This window comes from Candidatus Cybelea sp. (genome assembly GCA_036489315.1).
In the GTDB taxonomy this organism is placed as follows: domain Bacteria; phylum Vulcanimicrobiota; class Vulcanimicrobiia; order Vulcanimicrobiales; family Vulcanimicrobiaceae; genus Cybelea.
Window position 1 is genome coordinate 101,259 of the sequence record DASXFZ010000012.1, and the last position, 16,830, is coordinate 118,088.

The 16,830-nt window shown below is 61.0% G+C and carries 14 protein-coding genes; 4 read left to right on the plus strand and 10 right to left on the minus strand.

The genetic code is table 11. The annotated features are described in order from the left end of the window. Positions 1-21: 21 nt before the first annotated feature. The 4 genes from VGG51_03300 to VGG51_03315 all read right to left on the minus strand — a co-directional run bounded on the left by VGG51_03300 (position 22) and on the right by VGG51_03315 (position 5,260). Positions 22-3,264: an AAA family ATPase gene (locus VGG51_03300; GenBank protein ID HEY1882052.1), complete on the minus strand. Its 3,243-nt coding sequence runs from the start codon at positions 3,262-3,264 to the stop codon at positions 22-24. Positions 3,265-3,477: 213 nt separating this feature from the next. Further along, positions 3,478-3,798 (minus strand): hypothetical protein, encoded by a 321-nt coding sequence (locus tag VGG51_03305; GenBank protein ID HEY1882053.1) that lies wholly within the window; start codon positions 3,796-3,798, stop codon positions 3,478-3,480. A gap of 244 nt (positions 3,799-4,042) precedes the next feature. After that, entirely contained in the window at positions 4,043-4,540 is a 498-nt protein-coding gene (locus VGG51_03310; GenBank protein ID HEY1882054.1) for a hypothetical protein, read from the minus strand. Positions 4,541-4,612: 72 nt separating this feature from the next. Beyond that, the gene (locus VGG51_03315) at positions 4,613-5,260 is read right to left on the minus strand and encodes an alpha/beta fold hydrolase (protein HEY1882055.1); all 648 of its coding nucleotides are present in this window, start codon (positions 5,258-5,260) and stop codon (positions 4,613-4,615) included. Positions 5,261-5,486: 226 nt separating this feature from the next. Here VGG51_03315 and VGG51_03320 point away from each other — a divergent pair, with 226 nt between their 5' ends. Further along, a complete protein-coding gene (locus VGG51_03320) occupies positions 5,487-6,518 on the plus strand; it encodes an AI-2E family transporter (GenBank protein HEY1882056.1) in 1,032 nt (343 codons plus the stop codon). Continuing rightward, complete coding sequence (locus tag VGG51_03325) at positions 6,519-7,301, plus strand: hypothetical protein (GenBank protein HEY1882057.1); 783 nt, start codon at positions 6,519-6,521, stop codon at positions 7,299-7,301. It abuts the gene before it with no gap. Here VGG51_03325 and VGG51_03330 read toward each other — a convergent pair. Continuing rightward, positions 7,298-7,660: a hypothetical protein gene (locus VGG51_03330; protein HEY1882058.1), complete on the minus strand. Its 363-nt coding sequence runs from the start codon at positions 7,658-7,660 to the stop codon at positions 7,298-7,300. The two genes, VGG51_03325 and VGG51_03330, sit on opposite strands and share 4 nt — an antisense overlap. Positions 7,661-7,740: 80 nt before the next feature. On the opposite strand from VGG51_03330, the gene VGG51_03335 reads away from it, so the two are divergent. Continuing rightward, a complete protein-coding gene (locus VGG51_03335) occupies positions 7,741-8,679 on the plus strand; it encodes an HAD family hydrolase (GenBank protein ID HEY1882059.1) in 939 nt (312 codons plus the stop codon). 1 nt (position 8,680) lies between these two features. Here VGG51_03335 and mdlC read toward each other — a convergent pair whose 3' ends face one another. Together mdlC and VGG51_03345 are read right to left on the minus strand one after the other, a co-directional pair. Next, on the minus strand, positions 8,681-10,150 hold the full coding sequence (gene mdlC, locus VGG51_03340; GenBank protein HEY1882060.1) for a benzoylformate decarboxylase: 1,470 nt from the start codon (positions 10,148-10,150) through the stop codon (positions 8,681-8,683). A 12-nt stretch (positions 10,151-10,162) separates the two neighbouring features. Continuing rightward, positions 10,163-10,297: a hypothetical protein gene (locus VGG51_03345; protein ID HEY1882061.1), complete on the minus strand. Its 135-nt coding sequence runs from the start codon at positions 10,295-10,297 to the stop codon at positions 10,163-10,165. Between the two features lie 53 nt (positions 10,298-10,350). Between VGG51_03345 and VGG51_03350 the strand changes: the two genes are divergently transcribed. Then, positions 10,351-10,890: a hypothetical protein gene (locus VGG51_03350; protein ID HEY1882062.1), complete on the plus strand. Its 540-nt coding sequence runs from the start codon at positions 10,351-10,353 to the stop codon at positions 10,888-10,890. Between the two features lie 22 nt (positions 10,891-10,912). Here VGG51_03350 and VGG51_03355 read toward each other — a convergent pair whose 3' ends face one another. The 3 genes from VGG51_03355 to VGG51_03365 form a co-directional block, all read right to left on the minus strand. After that, positions 10,913-12,382, minus strand: coding sequence for an alkaline phosphatase family protein (locus VGG51_03355; GenBank protein ID HEY1882063.1), 1,470 nt, complete (start codon positions 12,380-12,382; stop codon positions 10,913-10,915). A gap of 382 nt (positions 12,383-12,764) precedes the next feature. Then, positions 12,765-13,847, minus strand: a complete 1,083-nt coding sequence (locus VGG51_03360) for a hypothetical protein (GenBank protein ID HEY1882064.1) — start codon at positions 13,845-13,847, stop codon at positions 12,765-12,767. Positions 13,848-14,557: 710 nt separating this feature from the next. Continuing rightward, positions 14,558-15,991, minus strand: coding sequence for an alkaline phosphatase family protein (locus VGG51_03365; protein ID HEY1882065.1), 1,434 nt, complete (start codon positions 15,989-15,991; stop codon positions 14,558-14,560). Positions 15,992-16,830: the final 839 nt, after the last annotated feature.

The following is a 16,830-nucleotide window of genomic DNA, read 5'->3' on the forward strand; positions in this document are numbered from 1 at the left end:
TCGATCGTTAGGCCGCGGCTTTCACCTGCCGTCCGCCAAGAGGCTGCGTGCCGCCGCAAGGTCCGGGGTGTCGAAGCCTTCGGAGAACGAATCCAGCGTCCGCGCCAGCAGCTCCCTGGCCCCCGTTGACTGAACCGATGTGCGCCAGAGCCGCGCGAGGCTGGTGACTACGCGCAGCTCGAACGATTTCGCCTTTTGCGCCCTCGCTATTTCCAGCGCGCGCCGATACGCTGCATCGCCTTCCGAGGCACCGGCGCCGCGCGCGACGAGGAGCTCGCCCCGCAAGCGGTGCAACTCGGCATCCCACCACCGCTCGTTGCTCTCGCGCGCAGCGGCCAACCCGGTCTCGATCGCGTGCAGGCCAAGCTCTGGTTCGTGTGCCCGCAAACAGACGTCTGCGAGCAGCGCTTGGTAGTAAGGCAACCTTATCCGCGCGCCGGTGCTGGTGAATCCTTGGATAGCATCCTCGACTTCCGAGATCGACTCGGACCGTGGCCGATCGCAGGCCCTCGCATATGCGGCGAGGATCGACGCCCACGCGCCATAGTACGGAGCCGCGAATTGGGTGCTCAGACGTAATGCTTCTTCGGCCTGCCGTCGAAAGGCTACGGCGTCAGCGCGCAGCTGTTGCAGCAATGCGAAGTACGTGGCTGCTAGTGCCTGGTTGAAGGGCTGCCCCAGATCGAACGCCAGCTCAACGGCCTCAAGACACCGATCAAGAGCCTTCTGCGGCCGGCCCACGCACCAAAATGCATGCGACTGCCATGCCGACGAGATGATCCGGTAGTTCAAACCTTGAGAATCCTGGAGGTGCTGGAGCTGCCGAGGATCGAGATTTTGAAAGAGGCTCTCCCACTCGTCGATGGCTTCGTGGAACCGCCCCCGCACCAGTTGGGCTCCCACCATCATGGCAACGGCAGAGAGCTGGCGCTCGCCGCGCGGCGACCGCTGTACGAGTTCGGCGATCTCGTCGGTGAGGAGTTGCGCGCGCTCGTGTTTGCCCTGCACGAGATAGAGGGACTGCAGTCCGTAGAGTACTTGGGTGCGCTGGGCCGGAGTTCCAATCTTTTCGCTCAGCGCGAGCGCTCGGTCGAGCACGGATTCGAGTTCGGGTGTCGTCCAGCCGCGCGTCACTCGGAAAATCGGTGCGAGCACGAGTTGCAGTTCGAGTTCCCGAGCATCACGATTCGAGTTTTCGGGCAATGTCGATACCAGCGCGAGTCCCCGTTCGATCTGGGACTGCGCCTCGCTATTGGCGTACACGGATTGCGCTGCAGCGGCGGCGCGGATATAGTAGGGAATTGCCCGCTCCACTAGTCCCGCGCGGTCGAAATGAGCGGCAATTTGGCCGCTCACACGATCGAGATCGGAGCTCTTTGCACCCTCGAGTGCGCACGCAACGATTTGGTGGAGCGAACGTCGTTGCGGCGCGCTGATCTGCTCGTACGCGACTTCGCGCAGCTTGTCGTGGGTGAAGTCATAGGTGTTCGGAGTCTGCTCGCGGAGGATGCGCTTCTCCGAGAGCTCGTCGAGCGCCGGTACGAGCTGATGCTCGGAGCACTTTAGCGCTTGAGCGAGGATCGATAGTTCGCACGCGCGCGCCACCGTGGCCGCGGCGGAAACGACTTCTCTTGCGGTCGGTGAGAGTTGGGCCAGCCGGCTTGCGATCACGGCCTGGACCCGCGGCGACAGCCCGGAACCGTCGGCACTCGCGTCCAGAGTACGGCCGCCGTTATTACGGAGCATCTCGACCACGAAGAGCGGGTTGCCCTCGGTTTCGCGGAAGAGACGCGTGGTCGTTTCGACGTCGAAGGGGCGGTTTGCCACCTGAGCGGCAAGTGCCGCGGTTTCGGCGGCGTCGAGCGCCTCGAGCGTGATTTCTGTAAGCGCCGACTCCTCTTGGAGACGCAGTCGCAGCTCGCGAAATGGATGAGACCTCGACAACTCCTCGGATCGAACGGTTCCGACGACGAGCACCGAAGGCGCAGGCTTAAAGCGCAGCAGGAAGTGCAGCCACTGGAGCGTTTCAGGATCGCACCACTGCAGGTCGTCGATGACCAAAAGAAGCGGCTGCGGAGCAGCCAGGACGGCGCGTACCAATCCTTCGAAGAGCCGCTGACGTTCACCCAATCCCCCCTGCGGTATCGCGCGCCGCCTGCTCGCGAGATCGGGCACCACTCGCGTAACTTCCGTGAACCAAACATCATCGAGATTGTCGAGGGTCGGGCGAAGCGCTTCGCATCGCAGCCATTCCGTCACCGGAGCGAGCGGCAATCGCCCTTCCGCGGCATAACAGCGCGTTTTCGCCGTAGCAAAGCCCAGGCGGTCGGCCCACGAGACGAGCTCCGCGGCAAGTCGCGACTTGCCGATACCGGCTTCGCCTGCTACGAGCGTAAAGTGGGCAGTTCCGGCGGCCGCCAAGTCCCACGCGGTTCGAAGTGCGCGCCACTCGTCGACTCGGCCGACCAGCGGCGGGCTGGACACGAGGGCATCCCGTCGATCGGTGTCGCGAGTAATGGTTCGGTCTTCCGCTTTGATACGCTCGTGCAGGCGAAGCGTTGATTCGCTAGGCCCGGTGTCGAGTTCGCGCTGGAGTGCCTCGCAGCACTCCCGGAAGACGTGCAAGGCCCCGGCTCGATCGTTGCAAAGGGCGCAGAGGCGCATGAGGCACCGGTAGGCTTCTTCATCAGTTGGATCGTGCTTAATCCAGTGCTTGACGTATGGCAACGCCGTCTTGTATTCGCGCGTCGATTCGATCAGCTGCACGAGTTGTTGGACGGCTTGAATGCATCTGTGCGCCAGACGGTCGCGTTCGGCAAAGATCCACTCATCGTAGCAGCTGGGCACCAGCGGTCCCGCGCACAGATCGATGGCTCGTTTTAAAGCGGCCTGCCGGTGCGACGCATCGTCAATCGCTTTAGCCTCTTCGGCTGTGGCGAGCACTTCCTCGAATGCAATCGCATCGACATGGCATGACTCGCGGAACTCCCATTGCACGGAGCTCGCCGTGGTACGCAAGAATCCTTGGGCTTCTCCCAGCGCTTCTCGAAGCTGGTGAAGGAGTTGCCGGAGATTATTTCGCGCATTCGACTCCTCGGCATCCGGCCAGAAGAGGAACGCGAGATGCGAACGCGACTGCGGAGCGCCGGCATGAAGCAGCAAATAAATGAAGAGCGTTTGGAGACGTGCAGCGGCGAGCTTGCTCAACTGGCGACCATCGAGCGTAGCGTCGAATTGTCCCAGAAGGCGAACGTGCAGCTGCATTGGACAGGCGCTCAGCGGAGAAGCCTCCTCCGAAGCCATTTCCCGGTGGGCAATTTTTTTTCAGTTCGAGCCGGCGGCGCAGCCTCTTGCCTTCCACCGTAGGGCGTCAGTAACCAAGTTGGCTAGCGACAAGAATCGTGAAGTCCGAACCGCGATTGGCGAGCTAAGAAGACGTTCTATTGCGGCCTTCCGAACTCAGAGATGCGGCGCGTTTCAACAACCGCCCTTCATGCCCACGATCAACACGCCCGAGTCGAACTCTCCCCCTCCGTAGACCTGTTCGTAGACCCCCTGCCGGCCGATCGTCCCATGGCCGCTGTCCGGGGCCGCAAACACCAACCCGGCGTTCTGACTGCCCTCCCCCGGTTGCGTGATCGTTGCCACGAGGGTGTGGTCGATGAGTTGGAATGTGCCGGTCAGTTTGCTGCCGTAAAATGTAACTAGGGAAGCCCCACCGCTATGCCGCCAGCCAAGGTAGCCGCCGTCGGTCAGCGTCAGGCAGTACGTGCCGTTGGCGTTCTTAGAGTGGCTCACGGTCAGCGGCCAATTGCCAGTGTAACTGCGCCCAAGGGGCGCTATGGCTGCGCCGGCGGAAACGGCCATAGTCAGGCAGATCGCGGCGATACCAGCGCCGGCGACGGTCGCGATTAACAAGCCTTTCATTGTCCGTACATTCCTTTCAAGCCCCAAAGGAGCTATGAGCTGCGCGACGGGTGTCAAATGTAAGGGCAATACGCTCGAAACCGCGAGCTGGATCACTCGGCGCCGAAGAGCGCCCTTAGTTGTGGACGAGCGTGAGGAAATCGATTCCGGCAATCTTGCCGGAGCCGTCGAAGGCGATCATCTCGATAATTCGTACCGATTTAAACTGCAACTGAAAATCGTATCCGAGCATGCCGCTGATCGGATACGAGCGCAGGAAAGTGATCGACAACGGGTCGCCTAGCGGCTTCAGCTGTGCGGCCTCGCGGCGGATTATCGCGAGCGTGAGCTGCTTATTAACGGTGTCGCTCAGCTGCGTTCGATCGATGTCGCCGATTTGGAAGCGGCGAAACCACTCCTTAGCGAGCGAAAGAACCTGAGGGTCGACGGACGAGTTCTCCGCGGGCTTCGCGGTAGTTTGGGGCCTGGGTGTGGGTGGCCGGGCCGGAGAGGGTGTGGGGTGCACGGTCATCCGGGGCGGCGGGGAATGCGGCGCGGCCCCGGCCGGCGCCGAGATCGCAAGCGGCAACACTGCCGCGAGCATAGCTGCGGCGCGTGCGAGGTCCCGGATCATAAGAGATCAATTATGGGACCCGTTCCTGGGGAGAGCCTAAGGCCGGGGGTTGGAGGCCGGCCGGCAGACGACTTATAGCGGCGACCAGAGTTGCGGGCATCGAGCTGCCGCCGTGTCCGGCGTCGTGTAGGACGTGCAGCTCGCTGGCGGCCACGCTTTGTGAAGGCGCCATGCGGTTTCGAGCGGACTGCTGATATCGTAGCGGTTGCGGATCAGCTGATCTTCATCGAGAAACGCTGCGTGCTTCCAATAATGGGTTACGAGGCGCGCGAAGAGCAGGCGGAAGGCCGGATCTTCAAATCGCCGATTCGGGGCGTACCCGGGAGCCAGCGAAACGTGGGCGTCTTCCCAGATGCACCACTCACGCGCGGCTCGTTCGCGCACCGCGGCGTCCTCGTGAAAGAGAAGTTCGTTGTAGAGGCCGGGTAAGCGGAGTTCGCGGTCTGGATTGCCGTGCGCAACTGCAGCGAAGCGTTCCCACTCCGCTGGGAAGATACGTCCAACGCCGTTGGTAATCCATTGCACCTCGCGGCGCGAGGTTGTGGTAACGCCGGCCAGAACGATCGCGCTTACGCGATGCGTATGGGCTTGCGCGTACGCGAGCGCAAGCGTCGTGCCCCACGATACGCCGACGATCGACCAACGCTCTATCGCGAGGTGCCGGCGCAAAAGTTCGAGATCGGCGATAAGGTGCGGGGCTGCGGCCGCAGCCGCGCTGATCGGTCAGAACGATTCGGTAGATCGCGGGATCGAAAAGACAGCGATTCCGTGCGCTGCAGCCGGAGCCGGGTCCGCCGTGCAGGTAGGCGATGGGTGTTCCGTTGGGATTGCCGGAGCACTCCCAGTAGATCTGCTGGGAATCCCTCGCGGCGAGCAAGCCGCTCTCGTAGGGCTCGATGCTGGGGAACATCGCAAGGAGCTTTGCGGGCATGCTAGGATAGCCTGGATGATCGGCGTTCGAAGCTGGGTGACGGCGGCGGCGGTTTTTGCCGCGGCGATTCTGATCTGGAGCCTGGTGGCCGGCGCGATGTCGGCGCTGCTGCTGCTCTTTACCGCGATTCTGCTCTCGGCCGGCCTTCAGCCGTTCGTCGATCGGATGGCGAAGCGTATGCCCTTTGGCATCGCGGTCGGGATCGCGTTCGGTGCGCTGATCGTGGTCGTGGTCGTGCTGGGCTTCCTGCTGGTGCAGCCGGTCGGCGTCGAGCTCGCCAAACTGATCGCCGCGATTCCCGGTTACGCCGCTTCGCTGCAAGATCAGCTGAGCGTGCTGCAGCGCTACATCGAAAATGATAAAATCGCGCACCAGATCGCGGGGCTGCTCGCGAATAGCGCCGGCGCGGCCGTCAGCACGATCGGACCGCAGCTGCTCGGCGGCTCGCGGCTGATCGTCAGCTCGGTCGGCGATGGCGCGCTGATTCTGCTGCTCGCGATCGGCTGGATGCTCGCGGCCGGCGACCTGCAGCGATTCGTGCTCAGCCTGATTCCGGCGGCCGCGCGCGACAACTGGCGCGACACGCTCTCCGATATCGGTGCGCGGCTGAGCGCCTACGTCCGCGGCGTCGTTCTCAACGGGACGATCGTCGGGCTCGTGATCGGGATCGCGCTCGCAATCCTAGGCGTGCCATACGCGCTGCTGCTGGCCTTCATCGGCGCCATCTTCCAGGCGATTCCGATGGTCGGCGCCGTGATTTCCGGGCCGATCATCCTTCTCGTGGTGCTGGCGACGAGCGGATGGGAGAAGATGCTGATCGTGCTTGCGATCTTCACCGTCGTGCAGTTGCTCGATCAAAACATTCTCTCGCCGATCATCTTCGGCACCCGGGTGCAGATGAGTTTTCTGGTGGTGATTCTGGCGACGATCGTGGGCGGTACGCTGCTCGGCATCCCCGGCGCGTTTTTGGCCGTGCCGGCGGCCGCGGTGCTGCAGGTCGTCGTCGTGCGCGTGATCGCGCCGGCGATTCGGCGCGCGAATCCGTAGATGGAATACCTGATTTTCCAGGCAAATCCGCTGCTCTTTGCGGCGCTATTATTCGTGGTGATGGCCCTCTCGATCGAGGCACCTTACAAACTCCTGAACGTGCCCGACGTCGACAGGCGGCGCGTCGACGCCTTCAACGTCGTGCAGGCCGGGCTGCTGACGCTGACCTCGTTCGTGATTGGGTTGTCGTTCGCGCAGGCGTCCGGACGTTTCGACCTCCGTCGAGAACTGGTTGTGAAAGAGGCCAACGCGATCGGGACGACGTGGCTGCGCGCCGCTGCGCTGCCGTCTCGGGAGTCGGCGGAGTTTCGGCGCGTATTGACCGCCTACTCGTCGGCGCGGCTGACCGCCTATCAGACGCCGAACAATCCGAATCTCAAGGATTCGACGCTCGCCCAGAGCGACGACGATCAGGGCGAAATGTGGAAGATCGCGTTGGGAGCATTGCGTAAAAGCCCCAGCAATCTAGGATATTCGCTGTTGGCGCAGAGCCTCAACGATACGATCGACGTCTCAGCGGAGCAGCTGCAGGCGCTGACCACGCACGTCCCGACCGCGGTGCTCGTGCTCACCGTGTTGCTGGTCATCGTGACTGCGCTCTCTCTAGGGCTTCGCTTTGGGCTCAACAAGTCGCGGCCGCCCGGGTTGACGATCGCCTTCTTAGTCGCCTACGTGCTCGTCGTCAATATGATGATCGACTACGACCGGCCGCAGACCGGCTGGGTCAAGGTTAATCTCAACCCGCTGCGCGTGCAGCTCGAAACGATGGAGCAGCCGCGCTAGCGGATAAGGAAGAAAATGTAGAGGAGCGCCATGACCGCATCGGCGCCGGCGGCGGCGAGGGTCGGCGGGCGTTTGCGCAAGGGGCTCGCGATCACGAGCGCGCCAAGGGCGAGCTTTTCGATCACGCCGACGACCATTACCGCGGCGCGGATCTCGGGGTGGTACGCCGCGTAGATCAGCAATCCGCCGACCAGGCCGATCAGCAGGCTCCAGTGGCGGCCGAGCAGGAGCGTTGCGGCGTCGGTCGTGTCGATGCCGAACAGCATTCCGAGCGCGTTGCGCGGCATCAGGAGCCCCACGCCGGTCGATAGCGTGATAATGCCGGTGATGAGAAGAACGGGTGCGAGATACGTTCCCATTTGCGCACTCCCGTATTGCATCAGCGGCAGGGCGCGACCTCTCGGCGGATTCCTTAACCTGCGGCGAGAAAACCCCGACAATGACGACGCAGCCGAACGGAGAGCCCGACGCATTACCTTCGTGGAACGAGGGCGTCACAAAAAATTCGATCGTCGACTTCGTGCGGCGCACGACGACTGAAGGCAGCCCCCAGTTCGTGCCGGTACTCGAGCGCATCGCGCTTTTCGATAACGACGGCACGCTCTGGGTCGAGCAGCCGATGTATACGCAGCTCGCGTTCGTGCTCGACGACGTCAAGCGCCTCGCGCCGGCGCATCCGGAGTGGCAGACCAACGAGCCGTTCAGATCGGTGCTGGAAGACGATATGGCGGGGGTCGCGGCGTCGGGCGCGATCGGCGTCATGAAGCTGCTCGGTGCGACGCAGACCGGCATGTCGACCGCAGATTTCTCCAAAGCGGTCAGCGACTGGATCGAATCGGCGCGCCATCCGCGTTTCAAACGCCCCTATACCGAGTGCATCTACCAGCCGATGCTCGAGCTGATGCGCTACCTGCGCGCCAACGATTTCAAAACGTACATCGTCACCGGCGGCGGCACCGAGTTCGTGCGGCCGTGGGCACCGAAGGCCTACGGCGTTCCGGTGGAACAGATCGTGGGCAGTTCGCTCAAGACGACCTTCGAGATGCGCGACGGCGCGCCGGTGCTGATCCGCACGCCGGAGATTTACCTGATGGACGACGGGCTCGGCAAACCCGTCGGGATCCACCAGTTCATCGGCGCGCAGCCGATAGCGGCCTTCGGCAATTCCGACGGCGACCTGCAGATGCTCGAGTGGACCGCCGCCGGCGGCGGAGCGCGCCTGATGCTGATCGTCCACCACACCGATGCGCAGCGCGAGTACGCGTACGATACGCACTCGCCCTTTGGGCGGCTCGACAAAGCGCTGCAGACGGCGAAGGCGCGCGGCTGGACGGTGGTCGACATGAAGCGCGATTGGAAGGCGATCTTCCCCGACTAGGTTATACCAAAGAACGGATCTGGGGTTGAATCGGAACGGTAATCACCGTCGGCGAGCCGGTCTGCACTGCTGCAGCGAAAGCCTCCTTGATTTCCGCTTTTGATTTGGCCAAGACTCCCTGGCAGCCAAAACCCTTGGCGATGGTTGGAATATCGAGACCGGGGAGCTCGACACTCGGCAGGTTCGGCGTCTTTTCGAGGATGGCGAAGTCCTTCAAGACTCCGTACTCGCCGTTGCGCATTACAACGAATACCATTGGCAGCTTGTATTGCGCGGCCGTATAGAGGCACTGGATTGAGTATTGGAACGCACCGTCGCCGATGACGGCGACCACGGGTCGCTTGAGCCCTTGGCTTTTGATAGCCAGGGCGATACCCACGGCAGCGGGTGCGCCCCATCCTAGCCCGCCGCTGGCGAACGAATAGTATGTGCGCGGCGCGGTAATGTGCCAGAAGTACAGCAACTCGGTCTGATTGGAGGTTGTCTCCGCCACGAGAATCGCATCGGCCGGCCGAGATTGGGCGATGGTGCAGAATACTTCGTTTGAATACAAGACGTCGCCCGCGCCGGGAACCTTGAGAGGAGGAAGGTGCCAAGCGGGCCATTCACGCTTGGCGTTCTGCGGAACCAAGTCGATCAACATTTCCAGAGCCAGCTGCGGATCGGCAAGTAGGCTGTCGCCCACAAATGCCGTTGCAGCTTCGTTTGGATCCGAGGTGATCTGCAGCAACTTGGTTCCATCGGGAAGATACGATCCGCCGACGTACGGGTAGTAGCGGAAGACTTGCGCCCCAACGACGATCGCCAGGTCGAATCCGCGCAGCCGCTCGGAGAGCGGGCCGATCGCCGGGGGAAGAACGCCTTGATACTGCGGATGGGTCACCGGGAACGACATATTCTCCGTAAACGGTGAGAGCAATACGGGGAACTGAAGTCTCTCTGCAAACTTTACGCCGATCTCCCACCCGCCCGCTTTTTCGAGGCCTGGCCCGTAGACGAGTACCGGGTTGCGTGCACTGCGGATCTTTTCGGCGAAGAGCTGCACTCGCTGCGGATCTGGAGCGACTCGTGTGCTGACCGACCTCATAACGGCGGTGCCCAACGCGGGCTTGTCCCAATCGTCCAACGGAACCGAAAGAAAGACGGGTCCGGCGGGAGGCTGAAGCGCGGCCGCATAGGCCCTCATGATGGCGGCGGGCACGTCCTGCGCTCGAACGGGTTGATACGACCATTTCACCCAAGGCTTCGGCAGGATCGTCTCTTCTACGTTGGTCAGGTAGACGTCGCCCACCAGCATTTCCCGAGTCTGATTACCGGACAGGATGATCAGCGGGGTCTTGTTCAGGTAAGCCGCGTTGATGTTGCCCATACCATTGCCGGTACCTGGAGTGGTATGAAGATTTACCAAGACCGGTTTTCCCGTTGCTTGGGCATATCCGTCGGCCATCGCGACCGCTGAGGCCTCTTGCAAGCCCAATATGTATTAAAAATCGGCCGGAAAATTCTTGAGGAAGGGCTCCTCGGTCGAGCCCATGTTCCCGAATATCGTCGTCAAGCCGAGTCGTCTCAGAAGATCGTAGGTCGCCTCCTGGACGGTAAGAGACGTATCGTCGCTCATCGTGACCTCCCATCAGTGCGGCTCGCTTCGGCCCGGCAACGCGAAGCGCCCCCGTGGTTCTGCGCGCCAAGGATGCGCTAGCGACGATGTCGCAAGGCTCGCGTACGATGCTGCTCTGGCACGATTTCTTCGTCGCAGAGGTCGGCGCCAGCGCGGCGCTGGTCGGGCTTCTCTTCGTGGCGACGTCGATCAACCTGTCACGCATCGTCAAGGCGCGCTATCTCGTAGCACTTGCGGGGCAAACGCTGACGATCCTGGCCGGGGTCCTCTGCGTCGCGTCATTGGCGCTGTTCCCAGACGTGAACGCGAGGGGCGTTCTTTTTGCGATAGCGTTCGTCGCGGCGGCAATGTGGATTATCGCGACGCGACTCTTATGGACGCTGCGTCTGCTTCCGGCTGTGTGGCGCACCCCGCAACGCTTAGCGTCGAACATCCTCCTGGCTCAGTCCGCGACCCTGCCCGTCGTTATCGGCTCCGTCTTGGGGTTAATTCGCGGTCAGTTCTACCCCGATGCGATTGCGGCCGGAATCGTCCTCGCCCTGGTCGCAAGTTTGTATTCGGCCTGGGTCTTGCTCGTTGAAATTCTCCGATAGCTGCGACCCTTTCGGCAGTGTTTTAGTCCGTGTCAGGGGGCTGCATGTCGAGCTGCTCGCGAAGAAAGTGTTCCGCGTGGTAGGGCGCTTGGATCGTCACGAACTTCCGCGGTGCCTGCGAGAAGTCGAAGGCGTCGTCCGGCGAGTTAGCGCGCACGTCGCTGCCATAGGGCAGATTCAGCCTGGAAAGGTTAAAAGTGTCCTCGACGAATTTCAAGATGCTGCCGTGCTCGTAATGCGTGTGGTCGACGTAACCTTTTTTGGCGTAGGGTGAAATGATCAGCAACGGCAGCCGGTACCCGAGGCCGTCGTAATCGCTGTTCTTTTCATAGGCCGGCGGTTCGGGGTCGTACCAGCCGCCGGAATCGTCCCAAAAAATAAATATCGCGCTCGAGCTCCAAAACTTCGATTGGCCGACGGCATTGACGACCGAAGCAACCCAGGATGGTCCGGTTGCGGAATCACAGCCGCCGTGGTCAGAGTCCGCGCACGTCGGCGTAATCCACGTTACGGTGCGAAGCTCGCCCTTTGCGACATCATTCAGGAATTTCGACGGCGGGGAGAACGGCTGGACGTCCTGGTCCCAATCGGGACCGTAGCAGATGTGTTTGATCGCTTGATAGGCGCTCCAGATGCCGTGCCGGGTTCCGGTATCGTCTTTCGCACCGCTCCCGCCGCACGCCGTTCCGCCGCTGCCGCCGGCGTTGAGGGGAACCGCATAGAATGCCCAGGGAAGACTCGCTGTGTCGAGCTCGTCGGCGAGCGTCTTCGGATCCCAGCAGGGCCGTTCCGTCTTGGTTCCCCACGTGCGGCCCTTTTCAAGGATGTCAATCTGGGCGGCCGGCCCGCCGGTGCAGCCCCAGGCCGCACCGTTAAGCGGATAATCGACCGTCGAGTTCGGGTTCACGCCGGCGATAATGTACTGATGCGATTCAAAGCTGCTGATGTCGAAGTCCGACGCGTACATTTCGTCCGCCAAGACGTATTGCTTCGCCATCGTAAAGTACGGCAGCGTTTCGCTGTGCGGCACGTACGCATACGCCAGATGCTTACTCTTGGGGCAGGGGCCCTCTGCGTCGTTACACGATTCTTTGTCGAATCCGTTCATCTGGCAATCAGTCCCCGGAATCGCTCCCTTACCATTGCACGATAGTATGAACCCGCGGGCGTTGTGCTGCAAATCCCAACGCGTCTTGAGGGAGATCGGCTTCAGCGGCACCTTCTGGTTCTCTGAATCGTACCCGTAGGTCGCCGTCTTGGCACCGGGATAACCATAGAATAAGTTGTTGAGGCTTCGGTTCTCTTGAACGATGATGACGACGTGCTGGATCTTTTTGGAACGACCATCGGGGCGAAGTGGCGCTCCGAGCGCACCAAGGTCAGTCGGCGGGAGGCCGGACGACGATGAGGGCCCCGTGGCGTGACCGCACGCGCAAAGCAAAAGCATGACCGCTACGGTAAGCGTGAGATTTCGCTGAAACGGACCCTGCAACTGTATCTCCTTGCGACGGCTGCGGTGATGAAACATCTGCGCTTTGGGTTTTTGCTTGGGCGAATCATTCGAGGTTTGTGCGCTTCTTATCCTGGGGCGCTTTAACCCCGAACATCGTAACAGCGCTTAAGGTCGACTTAATCAAGCCAGGAAAAACGAGGAAAACCGTTTTCGCGAATCTTCACACCGCGGCTTTTGTTGCGTTTGGCCTTTGGCAACTCGGGGGATATGCGCCGGCACGGGCGGCACAAGACGTCGTATTCACAAGATTGCTTGCCAGTTCGACATATACGTACACCGCGCCTAATAGAGATAGGCGCCGGGGGCAGGCCCGATAGCGAGACAGAAGTGGGATGGCCGCGTAACGGCCATCCCACTCTTATTATGGGTGAGTGTTCGTCGGCTCGAAGATGCCCGACTCCACGATGTTCCCGGGAGTCAGTCCGTTGCTGAAACTATAGTGGAACGAAAGGCTGGTAGGCGTGTAGTTGTACACGTCGACGGCGCCGCTGGTGTAGTCACCGACGGCGAGCCGCGTGCCGGCGCCGTTGAGGTTGCCGAAGAACGATTGTCCCTTCAGCGCGAAGGGGCCGCCGACGAGCGTACAGGCTGGGTTGCATCCGCTGTAGACGTAGAGCGTGTTGCTGAACGCATCGAACGAGCCCAGGTTTCCCTGTGAATCGATGAAGAGCCCGCCGTAGGAGGCGTTGAGGGTACCGGTCGCGACCTGTCCGGGCCCCGTGCAGCCCTGCCAGTAGATCAGAACGAAGCCGGGATGCACGAGATTGAACTCGCTGGTTCCCGCCGACATCCAGCAGTCGCCGTTCGTGGCCAGCGCGACGCCCGCGCCGTACCCGGTGATCGCGGAGCTGGTGACGGGCGCGCCACAGCTGAGCGTTGCGTACGAGCACACGACGACATCGCCGACGTGCGAGCCGTAATTGGCGATCTCGCCGACGAGGATATTGTTCTTGGTCGCGTCGAGGACGACGTCGGCATCGCCCGGCTGGCCGGTCGTGTCGGGAATGGACACCAGCAGCGTACCACAGACGGGCGGGCCGCTATAGACGTTGATCTGCGAGACGCCGCCGAAGACGCCGGGAGCGATCAGGTGGCCCTTTCGGTCGGCGGCGATGCCGTTGAAGCCGGTTCCGCCGGAGATGCTGCAGATCGGCGGGGCGTCACTCTTGTTCGGTTTGGGAGCCCAGCCAAAGATGTCGGTGCCGGAGAACTCAGCGGCATAATAACCGCCCCGTTGCATGTCCGGGTTGACGATGCGGTGACTGCGGAACTGCAGACGCTTTACACCGTCCTGGGGCGCCCATGCTGGAGCAAGACTGATCGCGTCACCGTCAAGCGCGTGGACACCGGATGCACTAATGCCGCCGGGCATCGCTGCCGGGGTTCCGGAGCTGCCCGCGGAACAAGCGACGAGCGTTCCGGCGAGGGCGGCGGTACAAACCACTAAAAAACACAAACGCATTGAAAATTAACCCTCCTCAGAAATGCGTAGTGGGAGCATGTAGTGGAAGTGCCTAGTAGTAATGCTGAATGTTCAAACCAGCAAGGACGCGATAGTCGGCCGGAGCTTGTGCAAACCGAGCCTGCTAGCCGGAGTTGTAACATTATCGCTACAAAGATGCCTAAGGCCTGCTTGTACGCGTTGCAGTTGCGCGTTTTATACGACGCGTAGTTTTTTATTTAGGGAGGCGCCGGCGGCGCGATTCTTTCGTGTACCACGTTGTCTAGCTCTTCCAATATGCTCGCACGAGCCAAGATGCCTGATTCCTTCGAACTCGTTTGGAATCGGAAGATCGACTCGATGTCGGTCGTTTCGAGAACCCGCAGGCCCATCCATAAGGCCGCGGTATCGGCCGCCTCTTGCGACGCGTAGATTCGGTCGCTACCGGCGGAGATGGTTCTCGAAAGCGAATGGGACCTGAAGTCCTTCAGAATCACGACCTTGGCAATCCACCCGCTCGGAGTGGAGTCTGCGCTCTGAGTGCGGTTTGACTGAGGTAATAGCGAAATGCCCTGCGCCGTGAACGGCCGCAACCGTTCCAGAAAGTCTTGTTTCCCCGTGTCCAACGTCATAGCGTCCCGCTTTTCCAGATATCGCTACAGCGAAACGAAGTACTTCGCGGATCCCGCGCAGCGGTCTTAATGAACCTTCACTTACGTCAGGTTTGAAGAAGCAGGTTCACTCCGGATCGCCGTGCTGCAGCTTGCCGCTATGGGCTCGAAAGTATGCTGGTCCAAGCGATGAGGAATCGAGTGGAAGGCACGCGGTTGCTGGCTGTAGTTGAAGATCTTACCGATGCTCGTCGCACGCGAATCAGATGTTCCCAGTGAACCGAGATTAAAATTATCCTCGATATACTTGAGGATACTTCCGAACTCGTATTGGGTGTGCGAGACGAAGCCGCCGTTCTTCCCCGACCCGCTGCGGGCGTAGGGCGATATTGCGAGCATCGGAACTCGGAAGCCCAGCCCGCCGTAGTTGTCTTGAAACGGCGGCTTCGCATTATCGTAAAAGCCGCCCCAGTCGTCCCAAACGACGACGATCACGGAGGATTTCCAGTAGGCGCTTTCGCCGACCGCGTTGACGACGCTGGCGACCCACTGCGGGCCAAGGTCGACTTTTCCTAGCAAATTGTCGCCGGGGTGGTCGGAGTTCTTATCTGCAGGGATCACCCATGAAACGGCCGGCAGTGAACCAGCCGAAATATCGCTGAAGATATTCGTCTCCGGCATCGAAACATTGGTCCCCCACTCGGAACCATTGCGAACCGGATAGATTACGTCGAACGCATTCAAGGTCGCTCCAGAGTTGCCCCTGCATGCTTGTGAGGGGGGACAGCAGCTTCCGGGGGATGCAACGAAACACGGTGAGTAATACTTCCAGGAAATGCCGGCATTGTCGAGCAGATCCCGCAGCGTCTTGTAGTTGCCCGACGGATAACTTGGGAACTTGTTCGAACACGGGAATGGCCCGTTGGTCAAATACTTGCCAGCCGTGGTGATAAGCTCCGTTACCGAGGTCTTCGCCGAATCGCAGCCCCAGGGCATCTGCGATGGATTGTCGATGAGGCTCTCGATGCCGTTGGGGTTGGAAGCCGTTCCATCGACCGCCGTACCGCCGCGGATCAAATCTTGGTGAGCCGGAAAGCTGCCGCTTCCCTGAGTTTGGAACAGCTCATCGGCGAGTACCCATCGGCGGGCGATATCCCAATACGGCTCGATCAGCGACGGTGAAACGTATTGGTACGCGTATACGCCGGCCAGCTGTCCGCCGCCGATCTTTCCACCCTGCCCGCAGACGCCTTTATGCTCTCGATTAAATCCATCCATTTTTCCGCCGTCATAGGCGATTTTGAACGCGGCACTGCAATGCGTAATATCGGTAGGCAAATACAGGTTGCCCGCCGTAAGCGGCTGCTTTCTCTCGCCGGTCGCGGTTTTCCAGTGGCCGACGGTCGTGCCGTGCGCTCGCGGAAAAGTTGCGAACAGGCTATCGAAGCTGCGATTTTCCTGGACGATAAGAACGATGTGCTGAATTGGCGAGGTACCGGATCCGTGAGGCTCGCTAAAGGATAGCGATCCCGGCATCAGCGCCTGGGAGCCGTTTGCGCAGCCGCCCGCTGCAAGAACCGCGCAGAAAAGAACGGGAGCGAGCCCTAGTAGTACGGTGTGCCTTCGCATCTGCGCTTCACTTCTATCCGGCCCGCTCAGTTCCATCGCGCCACGGAGCCGTTATAGCGAAAGCGACCTGAGTCCATTTTGAGGCCGAGAACAGAGTTACGCACCGAGTAGTGCGTCGACGATCGAGTGCGTCGAAGGGTGCACGCTGTGCACCTTCGAGGCGATGCCGGTCGGCCATAAAACCGCCGGGGGCATTACTGGTTCTCACTTCGTCAACTACTGCGATCCCCGAAGCAGGTGTGGCTCGGCCAGGAACGACTCGATTGGGCCCAGATGCATTGCTAACGGGTGCGGTGGATCGCAGCCGCCGATTGCCGCGCCGGGGACGATGACGCAAATTGCCACGGCGTCAGCGCGTACTGTCCATTCGAGTCCTCTAATATACGTCAGTAATGATGGAGAAGCCCATAACGTAACAGCGTACCGCGCTGACGCGAAGGACCCCAGCCCGATAGAGACTATTTCGACTGGCCTCCAGTTTCCAATCGGCATTTGTCTGGATGACCGAGGGACGCGCTACGTGGTTGACGAGGATGGTTGGGTTGCCGAGTACCCCGCTGGTAAGACTAAGCCATCCGAGATAATAACGAAGGGGATTGATACTCCGGGGTTCTGCGCCATCGACGCCAAAGGAAACCTTTGGGTGACGAACATTTACGGCGCAAACGTCACCGAGTATTTGCAGGGATCGACGAAGCACTCCGTGATCAAGAAAGGGTTGACATATCCTGACGGCATTGCAATCG